The sequence below is a fragment of the Pseudomonas sp. B16(2017) genome (genome assembly GCF_002113205.1).
In the GTDB taxonomy this organism is placed as follows: domain Bacteria; phylum Pseudomonadota; class Gammaproteobacteria; order Pseudomonadales; family Pseudomonadaceae; genus Aquipseudomonas; species Aquipseudomonas pharyngis.
Genome location: NZ_NEKA01000001.1, coordinates 544,562 through 558,616 on the forward strand (window position 1 = coordinate 544,562; position 14,055 = coordinate 558,616).

At 61.4% G+C, this 14,055-nt stretch carries 13 protein-coding genes; 6 read left to right on the forward strand and 7 right to left on the reverse strand.

Annotated features, from left to right (window positions below):
- Window positions 1–55 precede the first annotated feature (55 nt).
- From CAG25_RS02535 to CAG25_RS02550, 4 genes are read left to right on the forward strand one after another with little or no spacing between them, the layout of a single operon-like run.
- Window positions 56–1,204 carry an ABC transporter permease gene (locus CAG25_RS02535; RefSeq protein WP_064592455.1) on the forward strand — a complete coding sequence of 383 codons (1,149 nt, stop codon included), beginning with the start codon at window positions 56–58 and terminating at the stop codon, window positions 1,202–1,204.
- Window positions 1,201–2,004: an ABC transporter ATP-binding protein gene (locus CAG25_RS02540; RefSeq protein ID WP_039764888.1), complete on the forward strand. Its 804-nt coding sequence runs from the start codon at window positions 1,201–1,203 to the stop codon at window positions 2,002–2,004. The genes CAG25_RS02535 and CAG25_RS02540 overlap by 4 nt, the downstream gene beginning before the upstream one ends.
- Before the next feature lies 1 nt (window position 2,005).
- A complete protein-coding gene (locus CAG25_RS02545; RefSeq protein WP_039764886.1) occupies window positions 2,006–2,944 on the forward strand; it encodes an MlaD family protein in 939 nt (312 codons plus the stop codon).
- Window positions 2,941–3,567, forward strand: a complete 627-nt coding sequence (locus tag CAG25_RS02550) for an ABC-type transport auxiliary lipoprotein family protein (RefSeq protein ID WP_085612510.1) — start codon at window positions 2,941–2,943, stop codon at window positions 3,565–3,567. Before CAG25_RS02545 ends, CAG25_RS02550 begins: the two co-directional genes overlap by 4 nt.
- 3 nt (window positions 3,568–3,570) lie before the next feature.
- Here CAG25_RS02550 and CAG25_RS02555 read toward each other — a convergent pair whose 3' ends face one another.
- The 5 genes from CAG25_RS02555 to CAG25_RS02580 form a co-directional block, all read right to left on the reverse strand.
- On the reverse strand, window positions 3,571–4,800 hold the full coding sequence (locus CAG25_RS02555) for a nucleoside recognition domain-containing protein (protein WP_007954056.1): 1,230 nt from the start codon (window positions 4,798–4,800) through the stop codon (window positions 3,571–3,573).
- A 102-nt stretch (window positions 4,801–4,902) separates the two neighbouring features.
- A complete protein-coding gene (gene gltP / locus CAG25_RS02560) occupies window positions 4,903–6,234 on the reverse strand; it encodes a glutamate/aspartate:proton symporter GltP (RefSeq protein ID WP_085612511.1) in 1,332 nt (443 codons plus the stop codon).
- A 697-nt stretch (window positions 6,235–6,931) separates the two neighbouring features.
- Entirely contained in the window at window positions 6,932–7,396 is a 465-nt protein-coding gene (locus tag CAG25_RS02570) for an inhibitor of vertebrate lysozyme family protein (protein ID WP_039764879.1), read from the reverse strand.
- Between the two features lie 2 nt (window positions 7,397–7,398).
- Window positions 7,399–7,563, reverse strand: a complete 165-nt coding sequence (locus tag CAG25_RS02575) for a DUF1328 domain-containing protein (RefSeq protein ID WP_003177151.1) — start codon at window positions 7,561–7,563, stop codon at window positions 7,399–7,401.
- A 67-nt stretch (window positions 7,564–7,630) separates the two neighbouring features.
- Window positions 7,631–7,915, reverse strand: a complete 285-nt coding sequence (locus CAG25_RS02580; protein WP_039764878.1) for a hypothetical protein — start codon at window positions 7,913–7,915, stop codon at window positions 7,631–7,633.
- Window positions 7,916–8,342: 427 nt separating this feature from the next.
- Between CAG25_RS02580 and algB the strand changes: the two genes are divergently transcribed.
- Window positions 8,343–9,689, forward strand: coding sequence for a sigma-54-dependent response regulator transcription factor AlgB (gene algB, locus CAG25_RS02585; RefSeq protein WP_039764876.1), 1,347 nt, complete (start codon window positions 8,343–8,345; stop codon window positions 9,687–9,689).
- 10 nt (window positions 9,690–9,699) lie between these two features.
- Window positions 9,700–11,490 (forward strand): KinB sensor domain-containing domain, encoded by a 1,791-nt coding sequence (locus CAG25_RS02590; RefSeq protein ID WP_085612512.1) that lies wholly within the window; start codon window positions 9,700–9,702, stop codon window positions 11,488–11,490.
- On the opposite strand, the gene CAG25_RS02595 is transcribed toward CAG25_RS02590, so the two are convergent.
- On the reverse strand, window positions 11,487–13,100 hold the full coding sequence (locus tag CAG25_RS02595) for an EAL domain-containing protein (RefSeq protein WP_170928281.1): 1,614 nt from the start codon (window positions 13,098–13,100) through the stop codon (window positions 11,487–11,489). The two genes, CAG25_RS02590 and CAG25_RS02595, sit on opposite strands and share 4 nt — an antisense overlap.
- A 75-nt stretch (window positions 13,101–13,175) precedes the next feature.
- Window positions 13,176–13,955, reverse strand: coding sequence for an N-acetylmuramoyl-L-alanine amidase (locus tag CAG25_RS02600; RefSeq protein ID WP_039764871.1), 780 nt, complete (start codon window positions 13,953–13,955; stop codon window positions 13,176–13,178).
- Window positions 13,956–14,055: the final 100 nt, after the last annotated feature.

Below are 14,055 nucleotides of genomic sequence, written 5' to 3' on the forward strand. Positions count from 1 at the left end.
CCGGGTTCGTGCTATTACGTAGGTTCGTCTCGATAGCCGAACAAGCACGGAGCTTATGACCAGCAGCCCAATGACCGGCAGTGCCCGCCTGGACACCTCGATCACCCCTGCCCGCCTGCGGGTCACCGGGGACTGGACGCTTGCCCATTACGCCGACCTCAAGCAACTGAGCGAAACGCTCCACGGCCAGTACGACGCCAACACTCCCATCGACCTCAACGGCCTCGGCGCCCTCGACACCGCCGGTGCGTCGCTGCTGGTGGAACTGCTCGGCTCGGAGCGGCTGGGCAAGTCCGCCGAACACCCCGACTGCACGATTTCCAGCGCCGACCGCGCCCTGCTGCAGACCGTGTATCGCTCGCTGACCGATTTCTGCGTGCCGATCAAGGAACCGGAAATCAGCGTCAGTGTGCAACTGCTGACGCGCATCGGTCGGGCTGTCGACACGGTCTGGCGAGACACCTTGCAATTGCTCGGCTTCGTCGGCCTGATTCTCGAAACCATCGCCCGCAGCCTGTTCCGGCCCAAGCGCTGGCGGATCACGCCGATGATCGCCCACATCGAACAGACCGGCCTCGACGCCGCGCCCATCGTGGCGTTGCTGACCTTTCTGGTGGGCGCGGTGGTGGCGTTCCTCGGGGCGACGGTGCTGGCCAGTTTCGGTGCCAGCGTATTCACCGTGGATCTGGTGGGCTTCGCCTTCCTGCGCGAGTTCGGCGTGTTGCTCACAGCGATCCTGATGGCCGGCCGCACGGCCAGTGCCTTCACCGCGCAGATCGGCTCGATGAAGGCCAACGAGGAAATCGACGCGATTCGCACGCTTGGCCTCGACCCCATGGAATTACTGGTGGTACCACGGGTGCTGGCGCTGCTGGTGGCGCTGCCGATGCTGACCTTTCTGGCGATGATTTGCGGGATCGTCGGCGGCGCGGTGGTCTGCGCGGTGTCGCTGGATATCTCGCCGGCGATGTTCCTGTCGCTGCTGCAAAGCGACATAGGGATTCAACATTTCCTGGTGGGCCTGGTCAAAGCCCCGATCTTTGCTTTCCTGATCGCCGCCATCGGCTGTCTGGAAGGCTTCAAGGTCAGCGGCAGCGCCGAATCGGTCGGCGCCCACACCACCTCCAGCGTGGTGCAATCGATTTTCGTGGTGATCGTGCTTGATGCGGTCGCCGCGCTGTTCTTCATGGAGATGGGCTGGTGAGTCGTCTACCCCGCGCGCCCTCCGAGGCGGTGATCGAAGTTCGTGGCCTGTGCAATCGCTTCGGCAGCCAGAGCGTGCACGAGAACCTCGATCTCGACTTGTACAAAGGCGAAATCCTGGCCGTGGTCGGCGGCTCCGGCAGCGGCAAGTCGGTGTTGCTGCGCAGCATCGTCGGCTTGCGCCAGCCCAGCGAAGGCATGGTCAAGGTGTTCGGCCAGAACCTGCCGAGCCTGCCGGAGCATGAGCGCTCGCTGATCGAGCGGCGCTTTGGCGTGCTGTTTCAGAAAGGCGCGCTGTTTTCGTCGCTGACCGTCACCGAGAACGTCGCCCTGCCCCTGATCGAACACGCCGGTCTGAGCCGCGACGACGCCGAGCATCTGGCGGCGGTGAAGCTGGCGCTGGCCGGTCTTCCGCTGTCGGCAGCGGACAAGTACCCGGCTTCGCTGTCCGGCGGCATGATCAAGCGCGCGGCACTGGCCCGGGCGCTGGCGCTGGACCCGGACATCCTGTTTCTCGACGAACCCACCGCCGGCCTCGATCCGATTGGCGCGGCGCAGTTCGACCAATTGATCCTGACCCTGCGCGATGCCTTGGGCCTGAGCGTGTTTCTGGTGACTCACGACCTCGACACGCTCTACACCATCACTGACCGCGTCGCGGTACTGGCGCAAAAGAAGGTGCTGGTGGCCGGTCCCATCGACGTGGTCTCGGAAACCGACGACGCGTGGATTCACGAATACTTCCACGGCCCTCGCGGCCGCTCGGCGCTGGACGCCGCCAAACAGCTCAACGAGGTCTGACATGGAAACCCGAGCCCATCATGTGTTGATCGGCCTGTTCACGGTGATTGTGGTGGCAGGCGCCCTGCTCTTCGGTCTGTGGCTCGCCAAGTCCAGTGTCGACACCGAGTTCAAGGATTACGAAGTCGTGTTCAACGAGGCGGTCAGCGGCCTGTCCCGGGGCAGCCCGGTGCAGTACAGCGGGATCAAGGTCGGCGACGTGGTCAGCCTGCGCCTCGACCCGCAGGACCCACGTCGGGTGCTGGCACGCATTCGTCTGGCCGGCGACACGCCGGTCAAGGAAGATACCGAAGCCAAACTGGCCCTGGCCGGGATCACCGGCACCTCGATCATCCAGCTCAGCGGAGGCACGCCGCAAAGTCCGAAACTCAAGGGCCATGACGGCAACCTGCCGACCATCGTCGCCTCGCCCTCGCCCATCTCGCGGCTGCTCAGCGACAGCAACGATTTGATGAGCGGGGTCACGACGTTGCTCAGTAATGCCAATCAGATGTTCTCTGCCGACAACATCGAGCGCGTGAGCAAGACCCTCGAGCATCTGGAGCAGACCACCGGCTCGATCAACGATCAGCGCGGCGACCTGCGTCAGGCCATGCAGCAACTGGCGACGGTCGGCAAACAGGCCGGCAACATGCTCGAACAGACGTCCGCGCTGATGCGCAACGCCAACGGCCTGCTCAACGATCAGGGCAAACAGGCGCTCGGCAGTGCCGAACAGGCGATGAAATCCCTGGAGCAAAGCAGCGTCACCATCAACGGCCTGCTCAGCAAGAATCAGAATTCCCTCGACAGCGGCATGCAGGGCCTCAACGGCCTGGCCCCGGCGATCCGCGAACTGAGGGAGACTCTGAATTCGCTGCGCGCCATTTCCCAACGCCTGGAGGCCAACCCCAGCGGTTACCTGCTGGGCAGTGACAAGAACAAGGAGTTCACGCCATGAAGCTGACTCGCCTCGCCCTCTTCGCCGGCTTCACGCTGATCAGCGCGTGCTCGATCCTGCCCAAGTCCGAACCGTCGGATGTCTATCGCCTGCCGGCGGCACAGGCACCCGCCTCGGCCGGTTCGGCGGCTGCTCAGCACTGGTCGCTGCGCCTGAACAAACTGCAGGCCAGCGAAGCGCTGAACCGGCCGAGCATTGCGGTGATTCCTCAGGGCGATGTGATCAGCAGCTACAAGGCCTCGCGCTGGAGCGATCCGGCACCGGTGCTGATGCGTAATCGGTTGCTTGATGGATTCCAGCGCGATGGCCGGGTATCGCTGTTGAGCACCGACGACAGCAACTTCCAGGCAGACCTGGAATTGGGCGGCAGCCTGCAGGCGTTTCAGACCGAGTATCAGGGCAATCAGGCCAGCGTGGTGGTGCGGGTCGATGCGTTGCTGGTTCGCGGATACGACCAGCGGATTCTCGCCAGTCGCCGCTTCGAAGAACGTCAGCCGCTCAGTGATGTGAAGGTTCCGGCGGTGGTGGCCGGGTTCGGGCAGGCCAGTGATCGTCTCACCGCGAAAGTCGTGGCGTGGGCGGTGGAGCAAGGGCAGAGAGTTGCCCCACCTGCCCGGCCTTGAGCCTTAACCGAAGAACCAGTAGCAGACGCCGATAGCGCCGAGCACGCCCGCCAGCTCGGCCAGCAGCGCACAACCCACGGCATGCCGGGCGCGCTGGATGCCCACCGCGCCGAAGTACACCGCCAGCACGTAGAACGTGGTTTCGGTGCTGCCCTGAATCGTTGCGGCCACCAGCGCCGGGAAGCTGTCCACGCCCGAGGTCTTCATCGTTTCGATCAGCATCGCCCGGGCGGCGCTGCCGGAGAACGGTTTGACCATGGCGGTCGGCAACGCATCGACGAAGCGCGTGTCCCACCCTGCCCACTCCACCAGATGGCGGATGCCGTCGAGGCCGAAGTCCAGCGCGCCCGATGCGCGCAATACGCCGATCGCGCAGAGCATCGCCACCAGATACGGCAGCAGGTTCTTGGCAACGTCGAAACCTTCCTTCGCACCTTCGACGAACGCTTCGTAGACCTTCACCTTGCGCAATGCGCCGATCACCAGGAACAGCATGATCAGGCCGAACAGCGTCAGGTTGCCGAGAATCGACGAAAGCCCCGCCAGTGCGGTGGCCGACATTGTCGCGAGCAACGCCATGAAGCCGCCGAGGATCAGCGCGCCGGGAATCAGGTAGGCCAGCACCACCGGGTCCCAAACCCGCAGGCGCTGCATGAACGCCACCGACAGGAAGCCGACGATGGTCGAGCAACTGGTGGCCAGCAGGATCGGCAGGAACACCAGCGTCGGGTCCGGCGCGCCTTGCTGGGCGCGATACATGAAGATCGTCACCGGCAGCAGGGTCAGGGACGAGGCATTCAGTACGAGGAACAGGATTTGCGCGTTGCTGGCGATGGTCGAGCTGGGGTTGAGCTCTTGCAGCGCCTTCATGGCCTTGAGGCCGATCGGCGTGGCGGCGTTATCCAGGCCCAGGCCGTTGGCGGCGAAGTTCAGGGTAATCAGGCCGATGGCCGGGTGGCCCGCCGGCACTTCCGGCATCAGCCGCAGGAACAGCGGGCCCAGCGCTTTGGCCAGCCACTCGACAATCCCGGCCTTCTCGGCGATGCGCAGGAAGCCCAGCCACAGGGTCAGCGTGCCGAACAGCAGCACCATGACTTCGACCGACAGCTTGGCCATGGCAAAAATGCTTTCCACCATCGCCGCGAAGATCCCGGCGTTGCCGCCGATCAGCCATTGCCCCAGCGCCGAAACGGCTGCCACGATGAAGAAGCCAAGCCACAGGCCATTAAGCATCAGTCAAATCCCCCGGAAGATGCGGCGAATGATAGCGGGGTCGCCAGAAACGACAAACCCCGGATTTCTCCGGGGTTTGTCAGGGTGCCTTGCGGGCGGGGATCAGTTTTTCGAAACGTCACCGGCCGGCAGTTTTTCCTTGCTGCGCCAGTGCGGCAGCGAGTTCCAGTAGCGCTGGCCCTTGGCGTCGTCGTACATGCCTTCCCAACGAGCGATGACCAGTACGGCGAGGGCGTTGCCGATCACGTTCAGGGCGGTACGCGCCATGTCCATCACACGGTCGACACCGGCGATGAAGGCCAGGCCTTCCAGCGGAATACCCACGCTGCCCAGGGTGGCCAGCAGCACCACGAAGGACACGCCCGGTACGCCGGCGATACCTTTGGAGGTAACCATCAGCGTCAGGACCAGCAGCAGTTGCTGGCTGATCGACAGGTCGATGCCGTACAACTGCGCGATGAAGATTGCCGCGATGGACTGGTACAGGGTCGAGCCGTCGAGGTTGAACGAGTAACCGGTCGGCACTACGAAACTGCAGATGGCTTTTGGTGCGCCGTAGGCTTCCATCTTCTCGATCACCCGTGGCAGCACGGTTTCCGAGGAGGCGGTGGAGTAGGCCAGGACCAGCTCATCCTTGAAGATGCGCATCAGCTTGATCACCGAGAAACCGAACATCTTGGCGATCAGGCCCAATACCACAAAGGCGAAGAAGGCGATGGCGACGTAAACCAGGATCACCAGCTTGGCCAGCGGCAGCAGCGAGGCGAAACCGAAGTTGGCCACGGTCACCGCGATCAGGGCGAACACGCCGATTGGCGCGTAGTTCATGATCATGTGGGTGACTTTGAACATGCTTTCCGATACGCCCTGGAACATCTTCACCAGCGGCTCGCGCAGGTCCGACTGCAGGCTCGACAGACCGAGACCGAACAGCACGGAGAAGAAGATGATCGGCAGCATTTCGCCGCGTGCCATGGCCGCGAAGATGTTCGACGGGATCAGGTTGAGGATGGTCTCGATGAACGCGTGTTCATGCTGCACTTCGGCGGCGGTCGCCTGGTACTTGGAGATGTCCACAGTGCCCAGGGTGCTCATGTCGATGCCGGCACCCGGATGGAACAGGTTGGCCAGCAGCAGGCCGACGACGATGGCGATGGTGGTGACGATTTCGAAGTAGATGATGGTTTTCAGGCCGATGCGCCCGAGTTTCTTGGCGTCGCCCACGCCGGCGATGCCGACGATCAGGGAAGAGATGACGATCGGGATCACGATCATCTTGATCAGACGGATAAAGATATCGCCTGCCGGTTGCAGGACGTTGCTGATCCACCAGGCCTTTTCGGCGCTGAAATGGTTAAGCAACGCGCCGATTGCAATCCCCAATACCAGACCGATGAGGATCTGCCAGGCGAGGCTAAGCTTTGCCTTCTTCATTATCTTTACCCTTACTTGCGTTTGACTCAGGCACATGCAGGAACTGGAACGCTCATCAGCGGAAAAGTCTGTGCATCTGCCTCCGTATAAGGTGCCCCGAAGCGCGTATTTACGGCTCTCCGGCAGGCGAAAAAAGGCGCAACTATTCCGATGCAAGGTTGCGCCGTCTAATGCCGTAAACGCCTACCCTATGCCGAATCGGCATGAGCTTTTTTTTATGAAACTGGCGTCCCAACCGGTTCGAATACGACATTTCGGCAGGCATAAGTGCCGTGAACCGGCCATTACAGCGTAGGTTGGTTATTTTTTGAACGAGTGATTTCGACGAAAAATTTAGGAAAAAGCCTACGTTCGGATACTAAATGTCCGACTTACTCGATCGACTCTTTCTCGATATACGGTCGCCAGGAAACACCGCGAAATGCTTTCGCATGCAGTGTGAGCGATAAAAAAGTTGAGCAGAACGCTCTGGATCAACGTTTTGTCACGTTGAAAGCCCAGCGCAAGTCCGTCGAACCACTCCGGTTGGCGAACTTGCGTCGCAGCTTTTACCCTGACCCGGCCCTCATCGCAGGCACTCCCTGTACCCGTAGGTCACTCCGACCCTGCAACAGTCAGAACGTCCCGGCCCCCTGGTCATGCACCGGCCTTCCTCGGGCCGACGCAATGGAGGACAGCCTTTCGGCTGCCCTCGTGTTCAATACCAGTTCGGATCTTTCTTCAGCGTTTCCATCAGAAGGTTTTGCATGCCCTGATCGGGTTTGCCGAGGAAGCGGTAGGTGGCATGTCGCGTTGGCGACTTGTCCGCCGGCAGTCCTTCGGGCACATCCACAAGCATGGCGTAAGCGTCTTTCTTGTCGAAACTGAACGCGACGATCAAGCGATGGTTCATGCACTTGTCTGCGGATTCGCAGAGCGGACCGACCAGATACTTGTCGCCATCTTCGGTCACGGCATTCATCTGCTGGTCAGGCGTGCCGGACAGGTTCATCACCCATTCCGGCAGGCGCTCTTCCTTCTTCACCACGCCTTCCCAGGTTTCCCTGTATTGCGGGTCGGAACTCAACAGTTCGTTGACCCGCGCCTGGCCGTCATTGGCCGCGATTGCCATGGCACTACCGCCCAGGAGCAGGGCGGCTGCCAGTGTCTTTAACCCCTTCATGTTCAACCTCGACCGCGACGGCCAAAGAAGAAGGAAGCGATGAACATCACCAGGAACACGACAAACAGAATCTTGGCGATACCCGTGGCGGTGCCCGCGATACCACCGAAGCCCAGTACTGCGGCGATGATGGCAATGATCAGGAATGTGATTGCCCAGCTCAACATGGTGATTCTCCTTGCTTCTATTTAGGGATGTTGCCGGTCTCGGCGCAGGGGCGCCCAGATTCGTGAATCAGAAAACCCAGCGTTCTTCACGGGGCATGTCGCCCAGCGGTTGTGGCTGGTCGACGTCCATCATGCGCATCGCGCCGTTGTCGGCCTGGCTGCTGCTGACGGCGCTGAAGTGCGTCTGCGTCGCGTGTTGCATGGAAATCAGGGGCTCAGGCTGCTGGCTCTGCTCCCAGCGCAGATATTGCTGGCAGGCGATCAGAGTGATCAGCAGCGCAAGTGCGCCAAACAGGGCCTGCTGCAGATGCAGTGGCGAAATACGCATTTGGGCGGCACGTTGGCGAGTCATCCTGGGTTCCTCACTCTTGTTCGGTGGGGGCAGTGCATTTCTGCCCGGGCTGAATGATGTATTGCAGCCCGCATGCCAGCTTTTTTGTTTAAAAAAATCTAATAAAATCAGTTAGTTATAGATGCTGCAAAAGTTACTGACGACGCATCCTGCACGATGACCCTCGCAGCGTCGTGCGTAATGCACGATTATTTCGTAGGAGGAATCATTCTTTTTGAATTGAGAGCAGGGTGCGGATGTCAGAAAAGGAGGCAGGAAACCGTCCTGAAACTGTGCGATGTTTAAAAAATCAACAAAATCAGTGGATTAGCCGTGAGGGCAGGAGAGAGCTACCCTGCTATGACTGGAATCGATCAGAATCAACCATGCAACTTGCCCGATTTTTCCGGGACTAACCCAAGACATTCATTTATGGAGCGTAGGAAAAATGGAATCAGCCACTGAGCACCAAGGCCGCATTCTGCTGGTGGATGATGAATCCGCCATCCTGCGAACCTTTCGTTATTGCCTCGAAGACGAAGGTTATTCTGTCGCCACTGCCAACAGTGCGGCCCAGGCTGAAGCGCTGTTGCAACGCCAGGTGTTCGATCTGTGCTTTCTGGATTTGCGTCTGGGCGAAGATAACGGCCTGGATGTATTGGCGCAGATGCGCATTCAGGCGCCGTGGATGCGGGTGGTGATCGTCACCGCCCATTCGGCCGTCGACACCGCGGTGGACGCCATTCAGGCCGGCGCTGCCGATTATCTGGTCAAGCCGTGCAGCCCGGATCAATTGCGCCTCGCGACCGCCAAACAGCTTGAAGTGCGCCAGCTGTCGGCGCGTCTGGAAGCCCTCGAAGGCGAGATCCGCAAACCCAAGGACGGCCTCGATTCCCACAGCCCGGCGATGAAAGTCGTCCTGGAAACGGCGCGGCAAGTGGCGGGCACCGACGCCAACATCCTGATCCTCGGTGAGTCCGGCACCGGTAAAGGTGAGCTGGCCCGAGCCATTCACGGCTGGAGCAAGCGCGAGAAGAAATCCTGCGTCACCATCAACTGCCCGTCGCTGACCGCCGAACTGATGGAAAGCGAGTTGTTCGGTCACAGTCGCGGCGCGTTCACCGGGGCCAGTGAAAGCACGCTGGGTCGAGTCAATCAGGCCGATGGCGGTACGCTGTTTCTCGACGAGATCGGCGATTTTCCGCTGACATTGCAGCCCAAGTTGCTGCGTTTCATTCAGGACAAGGAATACGAGCGGGTAGGCGATCCGGTCACCCGCCGCGCCGATGTGCGCATCCTCGCCGCCACCAACCTCAATCTTGAGGACATGGTGCGCGACGGCCGTTTCCGTGAAGACCTGCTCTATCGTCTGAACGTCATCACCCTGCATTTGCCGCCGCTGCGCGAGCGGGCCGAAGACATCCTGACCTTGGCCGACCGGTTCCTCGCCCGCTTCGTCAAGGAATACGCGCGTCCGGCCCGGGGCTTCAGTGATGAGGCTCGCGAGGCGCTGCTGGGCTATCGCTGGCCGGGCAACATCCGCGAGCTGCGTAACGTGGTCGAGCGGGCCAGCATCATTTGCCCGCAGGAGCGTGTGGAAATCAGCCACCTCGGCATGGCCGAACAACCGGCGAACAATGCGCCACGGGTCGGCGCTGCGTTGAGCCTCGACGAGTTGGAGAAAGCCCACATCGGCGCGGTACTGGCGACCGCCGGAACTCTCGATCAGGCCGCCAAGACCTTGGGGATCGACGCTTCGACCCTGTATCGCAAGCGCAAGCAGTACAACCTGTGAGCATCCGCGGATGAAACTGGCGATGAAGTTGCGGACTCGCTTGTTCCTGAGCATTTCCGCGCTGATCACCGTGGCCTTGCTCGGGCTGATGCTCGGGCTGGTCAGTGTGATGCAGATGGCCGGCACTCAGGAGGCGCTGATCCGCAACAACTTCGTCACCCTCGATCTGGGGCTCAAGCTGCGCCAGACCCTCGGCGATCAACTGATCATGATGCTCGCCGAAAAGCCCGACCCCGTGGCGTTCGAGGCGTCCAAACAGCATTACTTCCAGTTGCTCGAAGAGGGCATCGCCCAGGAGCAGAAAGACGACGATCGCCAGTATGGATTCAGTCAGGCTAAAGCCGATTACCTGAGCTTCCTCCAGGCGTTCGACATCTCCCGCGACCCGGCTGCTGCCCTGAGTGGCGGTGGCGACTTGCGTGAGCGCTTCAACACCCTGCGCAACGGATTGATTACCGAGCACAAGCACGCACTGGACAATATCAATTCTGTCCAGCATGCCGCCCGCGACCGCGCGTTGCTGATCGCTGGCCTGTTGGGACTGGTGGGGCTGGCGGTGCTGATCATTGGCTTCGTTACCGCCCAGGGCATTGCCCGGCGGTTTGGTGCGCCGATCGAAGCGCTGGCCAAAGCGGCGGACAATATCGGCCAAGGCAATTTCGAGGTGACCCTGCCGGTGTCCTCGGCCATGGAAATCAACCTGCTGACCCGGCGCTTCGGGCTGATGGCCGAAGCCCTGCGCGAACATCAGGCGACCAATGTCGACGAATTGCTCGCCGGCCAGCAGCGCCTGCAAGCGGTGCTCGACAGCATCGATGACGGTTTGCTGATGATCGACCGTCAGGGTCGTCTGGAACACTTGAACCCGGTGGCCCAGCGACAACTGGGCTGGGACAGCGACCGTTTCGGCGAGGGCCTCGGCACGGCGCTTCAGCGACCGGAGCTGGATGCACAGCTGCAACTGGTGTTGCGCGGTGGCAACCTTGAGCGGGCGCCGGAAGATTTGAGCATTGAGGTCGACGGCGAAACGCGCCTGCTGACCTACAGCCTGACGCCGGTCAGCCATACCCAGGGGCATATCCTCGGCGCCGTGATGGTCCTGCACGACGTCACCGAGCAGCGCGCCTTCGAACGGGTGCGCAGCGAGTTCGTGTTGCGTGCTTCCCACGAATTGCGCACACCGGTCACGGGCATGCACATGGCGTTCGGACTGTTCCGCGAGCGGGCGAAGTTTCCTCCGGAGTCGCGTGAGTCCGACCTGCTCGACACGGTCAATGAAGAAATGCAGCGCCTGATGCAGTTGATCAACGATCTGCTCAACTTTTCGCGTTATCAGAGCGGTTTGCAGAAACTCACACTGGCGCCGTGTTCCATCGAGGACCTGCTTGAACAGGCGCGTTTGCGTTTCGCCGATTCCGCAGCGCAGAAGGGCGTTACCTTGACCGTCGAAGCGCAGAGCCCGCTGCCACGCTTGCAGGCGGATCAGGCGCAGCTCGATCGAGTCCTCGACAACCTGATCGACAACGCCTTACGCCACACGGCGCGCGATGGGCTGATCCGCTTGCAGGCCCGTCGCCATGGCGAACGGGTGATCATCAGCGTCGAAGACAACGGCGAAGGGATTGCCTACGGTCAGCAAGGGCGGATTTTCGAACCCTTCGTTCAGGTGGGCCGCAAGAAGGGTGGGGCCGGGCTGGGTCTGGCGCTGTGCAAGGAAATCGTCCAGTTGCACGGTGGGCGGATGGGCGTTTACTCGCGGCCGGGGCAGGGCACGCAGTTCTATATGGCGCTGGCGGTTTAGGCTTCGTCGTCGATCCGGCGGCCGGCGAGTCGCCGTCCACGGGTAATCAGTTCGATGAACTGCACCGCGCTCAAGGCGTGGGCGAACAACCAGCCCTGACCGAACTTCACCCCTTCGCTGCTCAGCAGCGCCGCTTGTGACTCGAATTCGATTCCTTCGGCAATCACCTTCAGGTCCAACGCCTGGGCCATGTGAATGATGTGCGGCGCGACACCGCTGCTGGCGGCGTCATGACCGAGGGCGTCGATGAAGGCCTTGTCGATCTTCAGGCAGTCCACCGGCAAGGTTTGCAGGTACGCCAAGCTGCAATAGCCGGTGCCGAAATCGTCGATCAGCACCTGATGCCCGACATCGCGCAGCGCCTGCAGGTTTTCCCGGGCTACTACCACATCGATCAGGCCGCGCTCGGTCACCTCGAAAGCAATCTGCCGCGCCGCCACCCGATGCAGGGTCAGCAGCCGCGCCATGACCTGGCCGATGCGCGGCACCATCACGTCGCAGGCGGCCAGATTCACCGAGATGTACAGCTGCGGATTGGCCCGCAGCAACTGACCCAACTGCTCGAGCAGGCGTTGCAGGACGAAGTCGGTCATCTGGCGAATCTGTCCGGTGTTCTCGGCCATCGGGATGAACAGGTCGGGGCTGGTCAGCGTGCCGTCCGGCCGGCGCCAGCGCAGCAAGGCTTCGGCACCGACGCAGTTGCGGCTGTCGAGATCGAAGATCGGCTGATAAAGCACCTGCAACTCGCCACGGCGGATGGCGCCGTGCAGCTCGGCGTCGAGCGACTGGCGCTGGCGCACGACCCAGAACACCAGAACGCCCACCAGCGCACCGAGCACCAGACAGAAAGGCACCATCCACCACCAGAGCTCCGGAATGTGCATGCCCGTGCGCGGGCTGATCAGCACCAGTTGGTATTCCGGGTTGTCAGTGGGCATGCGGTAGATCAGGTGTGACTGGGTGACTTGCAGTGCGTTCGGGGTTTTCGGCGGCCAGGGCTCGGTGGGCGGCCAGACCTGTGGAACGCCGAGCACCGGAATCGCCCGGGTCCCGTGATCCAGCACTACCAACAGGCTGCTGCCGGGCAACAGGTCGACCATGTCGGTGAGATGTCCGCGCGAGGTGGCTACGCGAAAGTTGCCGCGCCCGAGCATCAGCGCTGCGCGGTTTTCATCGGGTTCGGTGGTGGTGTTCAGCCAGTAGCTGTAGGTCGGGCCCTTGATGTCCGGAGGACGGATCACCGACAGGCCTTCCTGGCGCGGACGGTTGGAGCAAATCCGCGTGGCGTCCATGTAGGCGGCTTCATAGACGAAGCGGTAGTTGAACGTCACTTGCTGCAACGTGGCGATCATTTCGTCGTCGCAGCTGCGCAAGGGCTGGGCTTCGAGGTCGTCGAGGCTTTCGCGCAACTGGCCGAAGAGTTGCTCCAGACGTGCCAGGAACCGCTCGCCCTGGGCGTTCATTTCCTGGCTTTCGCTTTGCTCGACCTGCCGCACGGCCACGAACAGCCCGCCGGTGATCAGCAGGCTCGCACTGAGGACAGCCGCGATCATCGCCAGAAACCAAGGGCGATAAAACCAGCTACGCAGCGTCTCTCGGGTAGCAACCATCATGGATATCCGAAGAATTACCAATGAGTTATAGCTGCTGATTGCGATTTCGCCCTGACCGTCGGGCGGGCGTCATTATTTTGTCTGATTCAGCACCAGCAGCAACGCTGCCGTTTGCGCATCCGGCGTGCCGTCAAAGCGCGCAGGGCGGTAGTGCATCTGGAAGGCCGCGAGCACATGGCGGGTCGCTACATCCAGCTCACCGGTTTGCGGCGTCGAGTAGCCCAGGCGTGCCAGTTGGCTCTGGAACCAGGTGATGCTCGGCAGCTCGGCGTCGAACTGCGCTTGCTGGCGTGCCACGGCTTGCTCGTCGGGCCAGAGCCCCAGCCCCTCGGCCGCCAGTCGCTTCCAGGGGAACAGCGGCCCCGGGTCGAGCTTGCGCAACGGGGCGATGTCACTGTGGCCGATGATGTGGCGCGGGCTGATGCCCTGGCGTTTGCTGATGTCCTTGAGCAGGACGATCAACGATTGCACCTGGGCTTCGCTGTAGGGATACCAGAGGCGACCGGTCGGCGTGTCCTTGAAACCCGGATTGACGATTTCAATGCCGATCGAGCTGGAGTTGAGCCAGGTACGACCTTGCCATTCGCTTTCACCGGCATGCCAGGCACGCAGGTTTTCGTCCATCAGCTTGTAGATGGTGGCGTTCTTGTCATCGCCGATCAGGTAATGGCTGCTGACTTCGCCGTGGGTCAGCAATTGCAGTGAGCGTTCGAGCGAGGCGGAGGTGTAGTGCACGATCACGAACTGCACACGGCTGTCGTGATTGACCGAAGGATGGCTGGTGTCAAAACGCGGGCCGCTGGCACAACCGGCCAGTAAGAGGAGCGACGCGAGGAGGGTGAAAAATTTCATGGCAGAGGGCAGTACACGCAAGACGATAATGCAACAGTGTAACGTATCGCCTTGCGCTTCGACGCTTAAAGGGCTGATTTAAACAATATGGAACAATTGC

Excerpts from the sequence above, each read along its gene's own strand:
- CAG25_RS02595 (WP_170928281.1), bottom strand. The coding sequence starts at position 13,100 with ATGGTTGCTACCCGAGAGACGCTGCGTAGCTGGTTTTATCGCCCTTGG.
- CAG25_RS02570 (WP_039764879.1), bottom strand. The coding sequence starts at position 7,396 with ATGAAGGGGTTAAAGACACTGGCAGCCGCCCTGCTCCTGGGCGGTAGT.
- gltP (WP_085612511.1), bottom strand. The coding sequence starts at position 6,234 with ATGAAGAAGGCAAAGCTTAGCCTCGCCTGGCAGATCCTCATCGGTCTG.
- CAG25_RS02535 (WP_064592455.1), top strand. The coding sequence starts at position 56 with ATGACCAGCAGCCCAATGACCGGCAGTGCCCGCCTGGACACCTCGATC.
- CAG25_RS02590 (WP_085612512.1), top strand. The coding sequence starts at position 9,700 with ATGAAACTGGCGATGAAGTTGCGGACTCGCTTGTTCCTGAGCATTTCC.
- CAG25_RS02580 (WP_039764878.1), bottom strand. The coding sequence starts at position 7,915 with ATGACTCGCCAACGTGCCGCCCAAATGCGTATTTCGCCACTGCATCTG.
- CAG25_RS02550 (WP_085612510.1), top strand. The coding sequence starts at position 2,941 with ATGAAGCTGACTCGCCTCGCCCTCTTCGCCGGCTTCACGCTGATCAGC.
- CAG25_RS02545 (WP_039764886.1), top strand. The coding sequence starts at position 2,006 with ATGGAAACCCGAGCCCATCATGTGTTGATCGGCCTGTTCACGGTGATT.
- CAG25_RS02600 (WP_039764871.1), bottom strand. The coding sequence starts at position 13,955 with ATGAAATTTTTCACCCTCCTCGCGTCGCTCCTCTTACTGGCCGGTTGT.
- CAG25_RS02575 (WP_003177151.1), bottom strand. The coding sequence starts at position 7,563 with ATGTTGAGCTGGGCAATCACATTCCTGATCATTGCCATCATCGCCGCA.
- CAG25_RS02555 (WP_007954056.1), bottom strand. The coding sequence starts at position 4,800 with ATGCTTAATGGCCTGTGGCTTGGCTTCTTCATCGTGGCAGCCGTTTCG.
- algB (WP_039764876.1), top strand. The coding sequence starts at position 8,343 with ATGGAATCAGCCACTGAGCACCAAGGCCGCATTCTGCTGGTGGATGAT.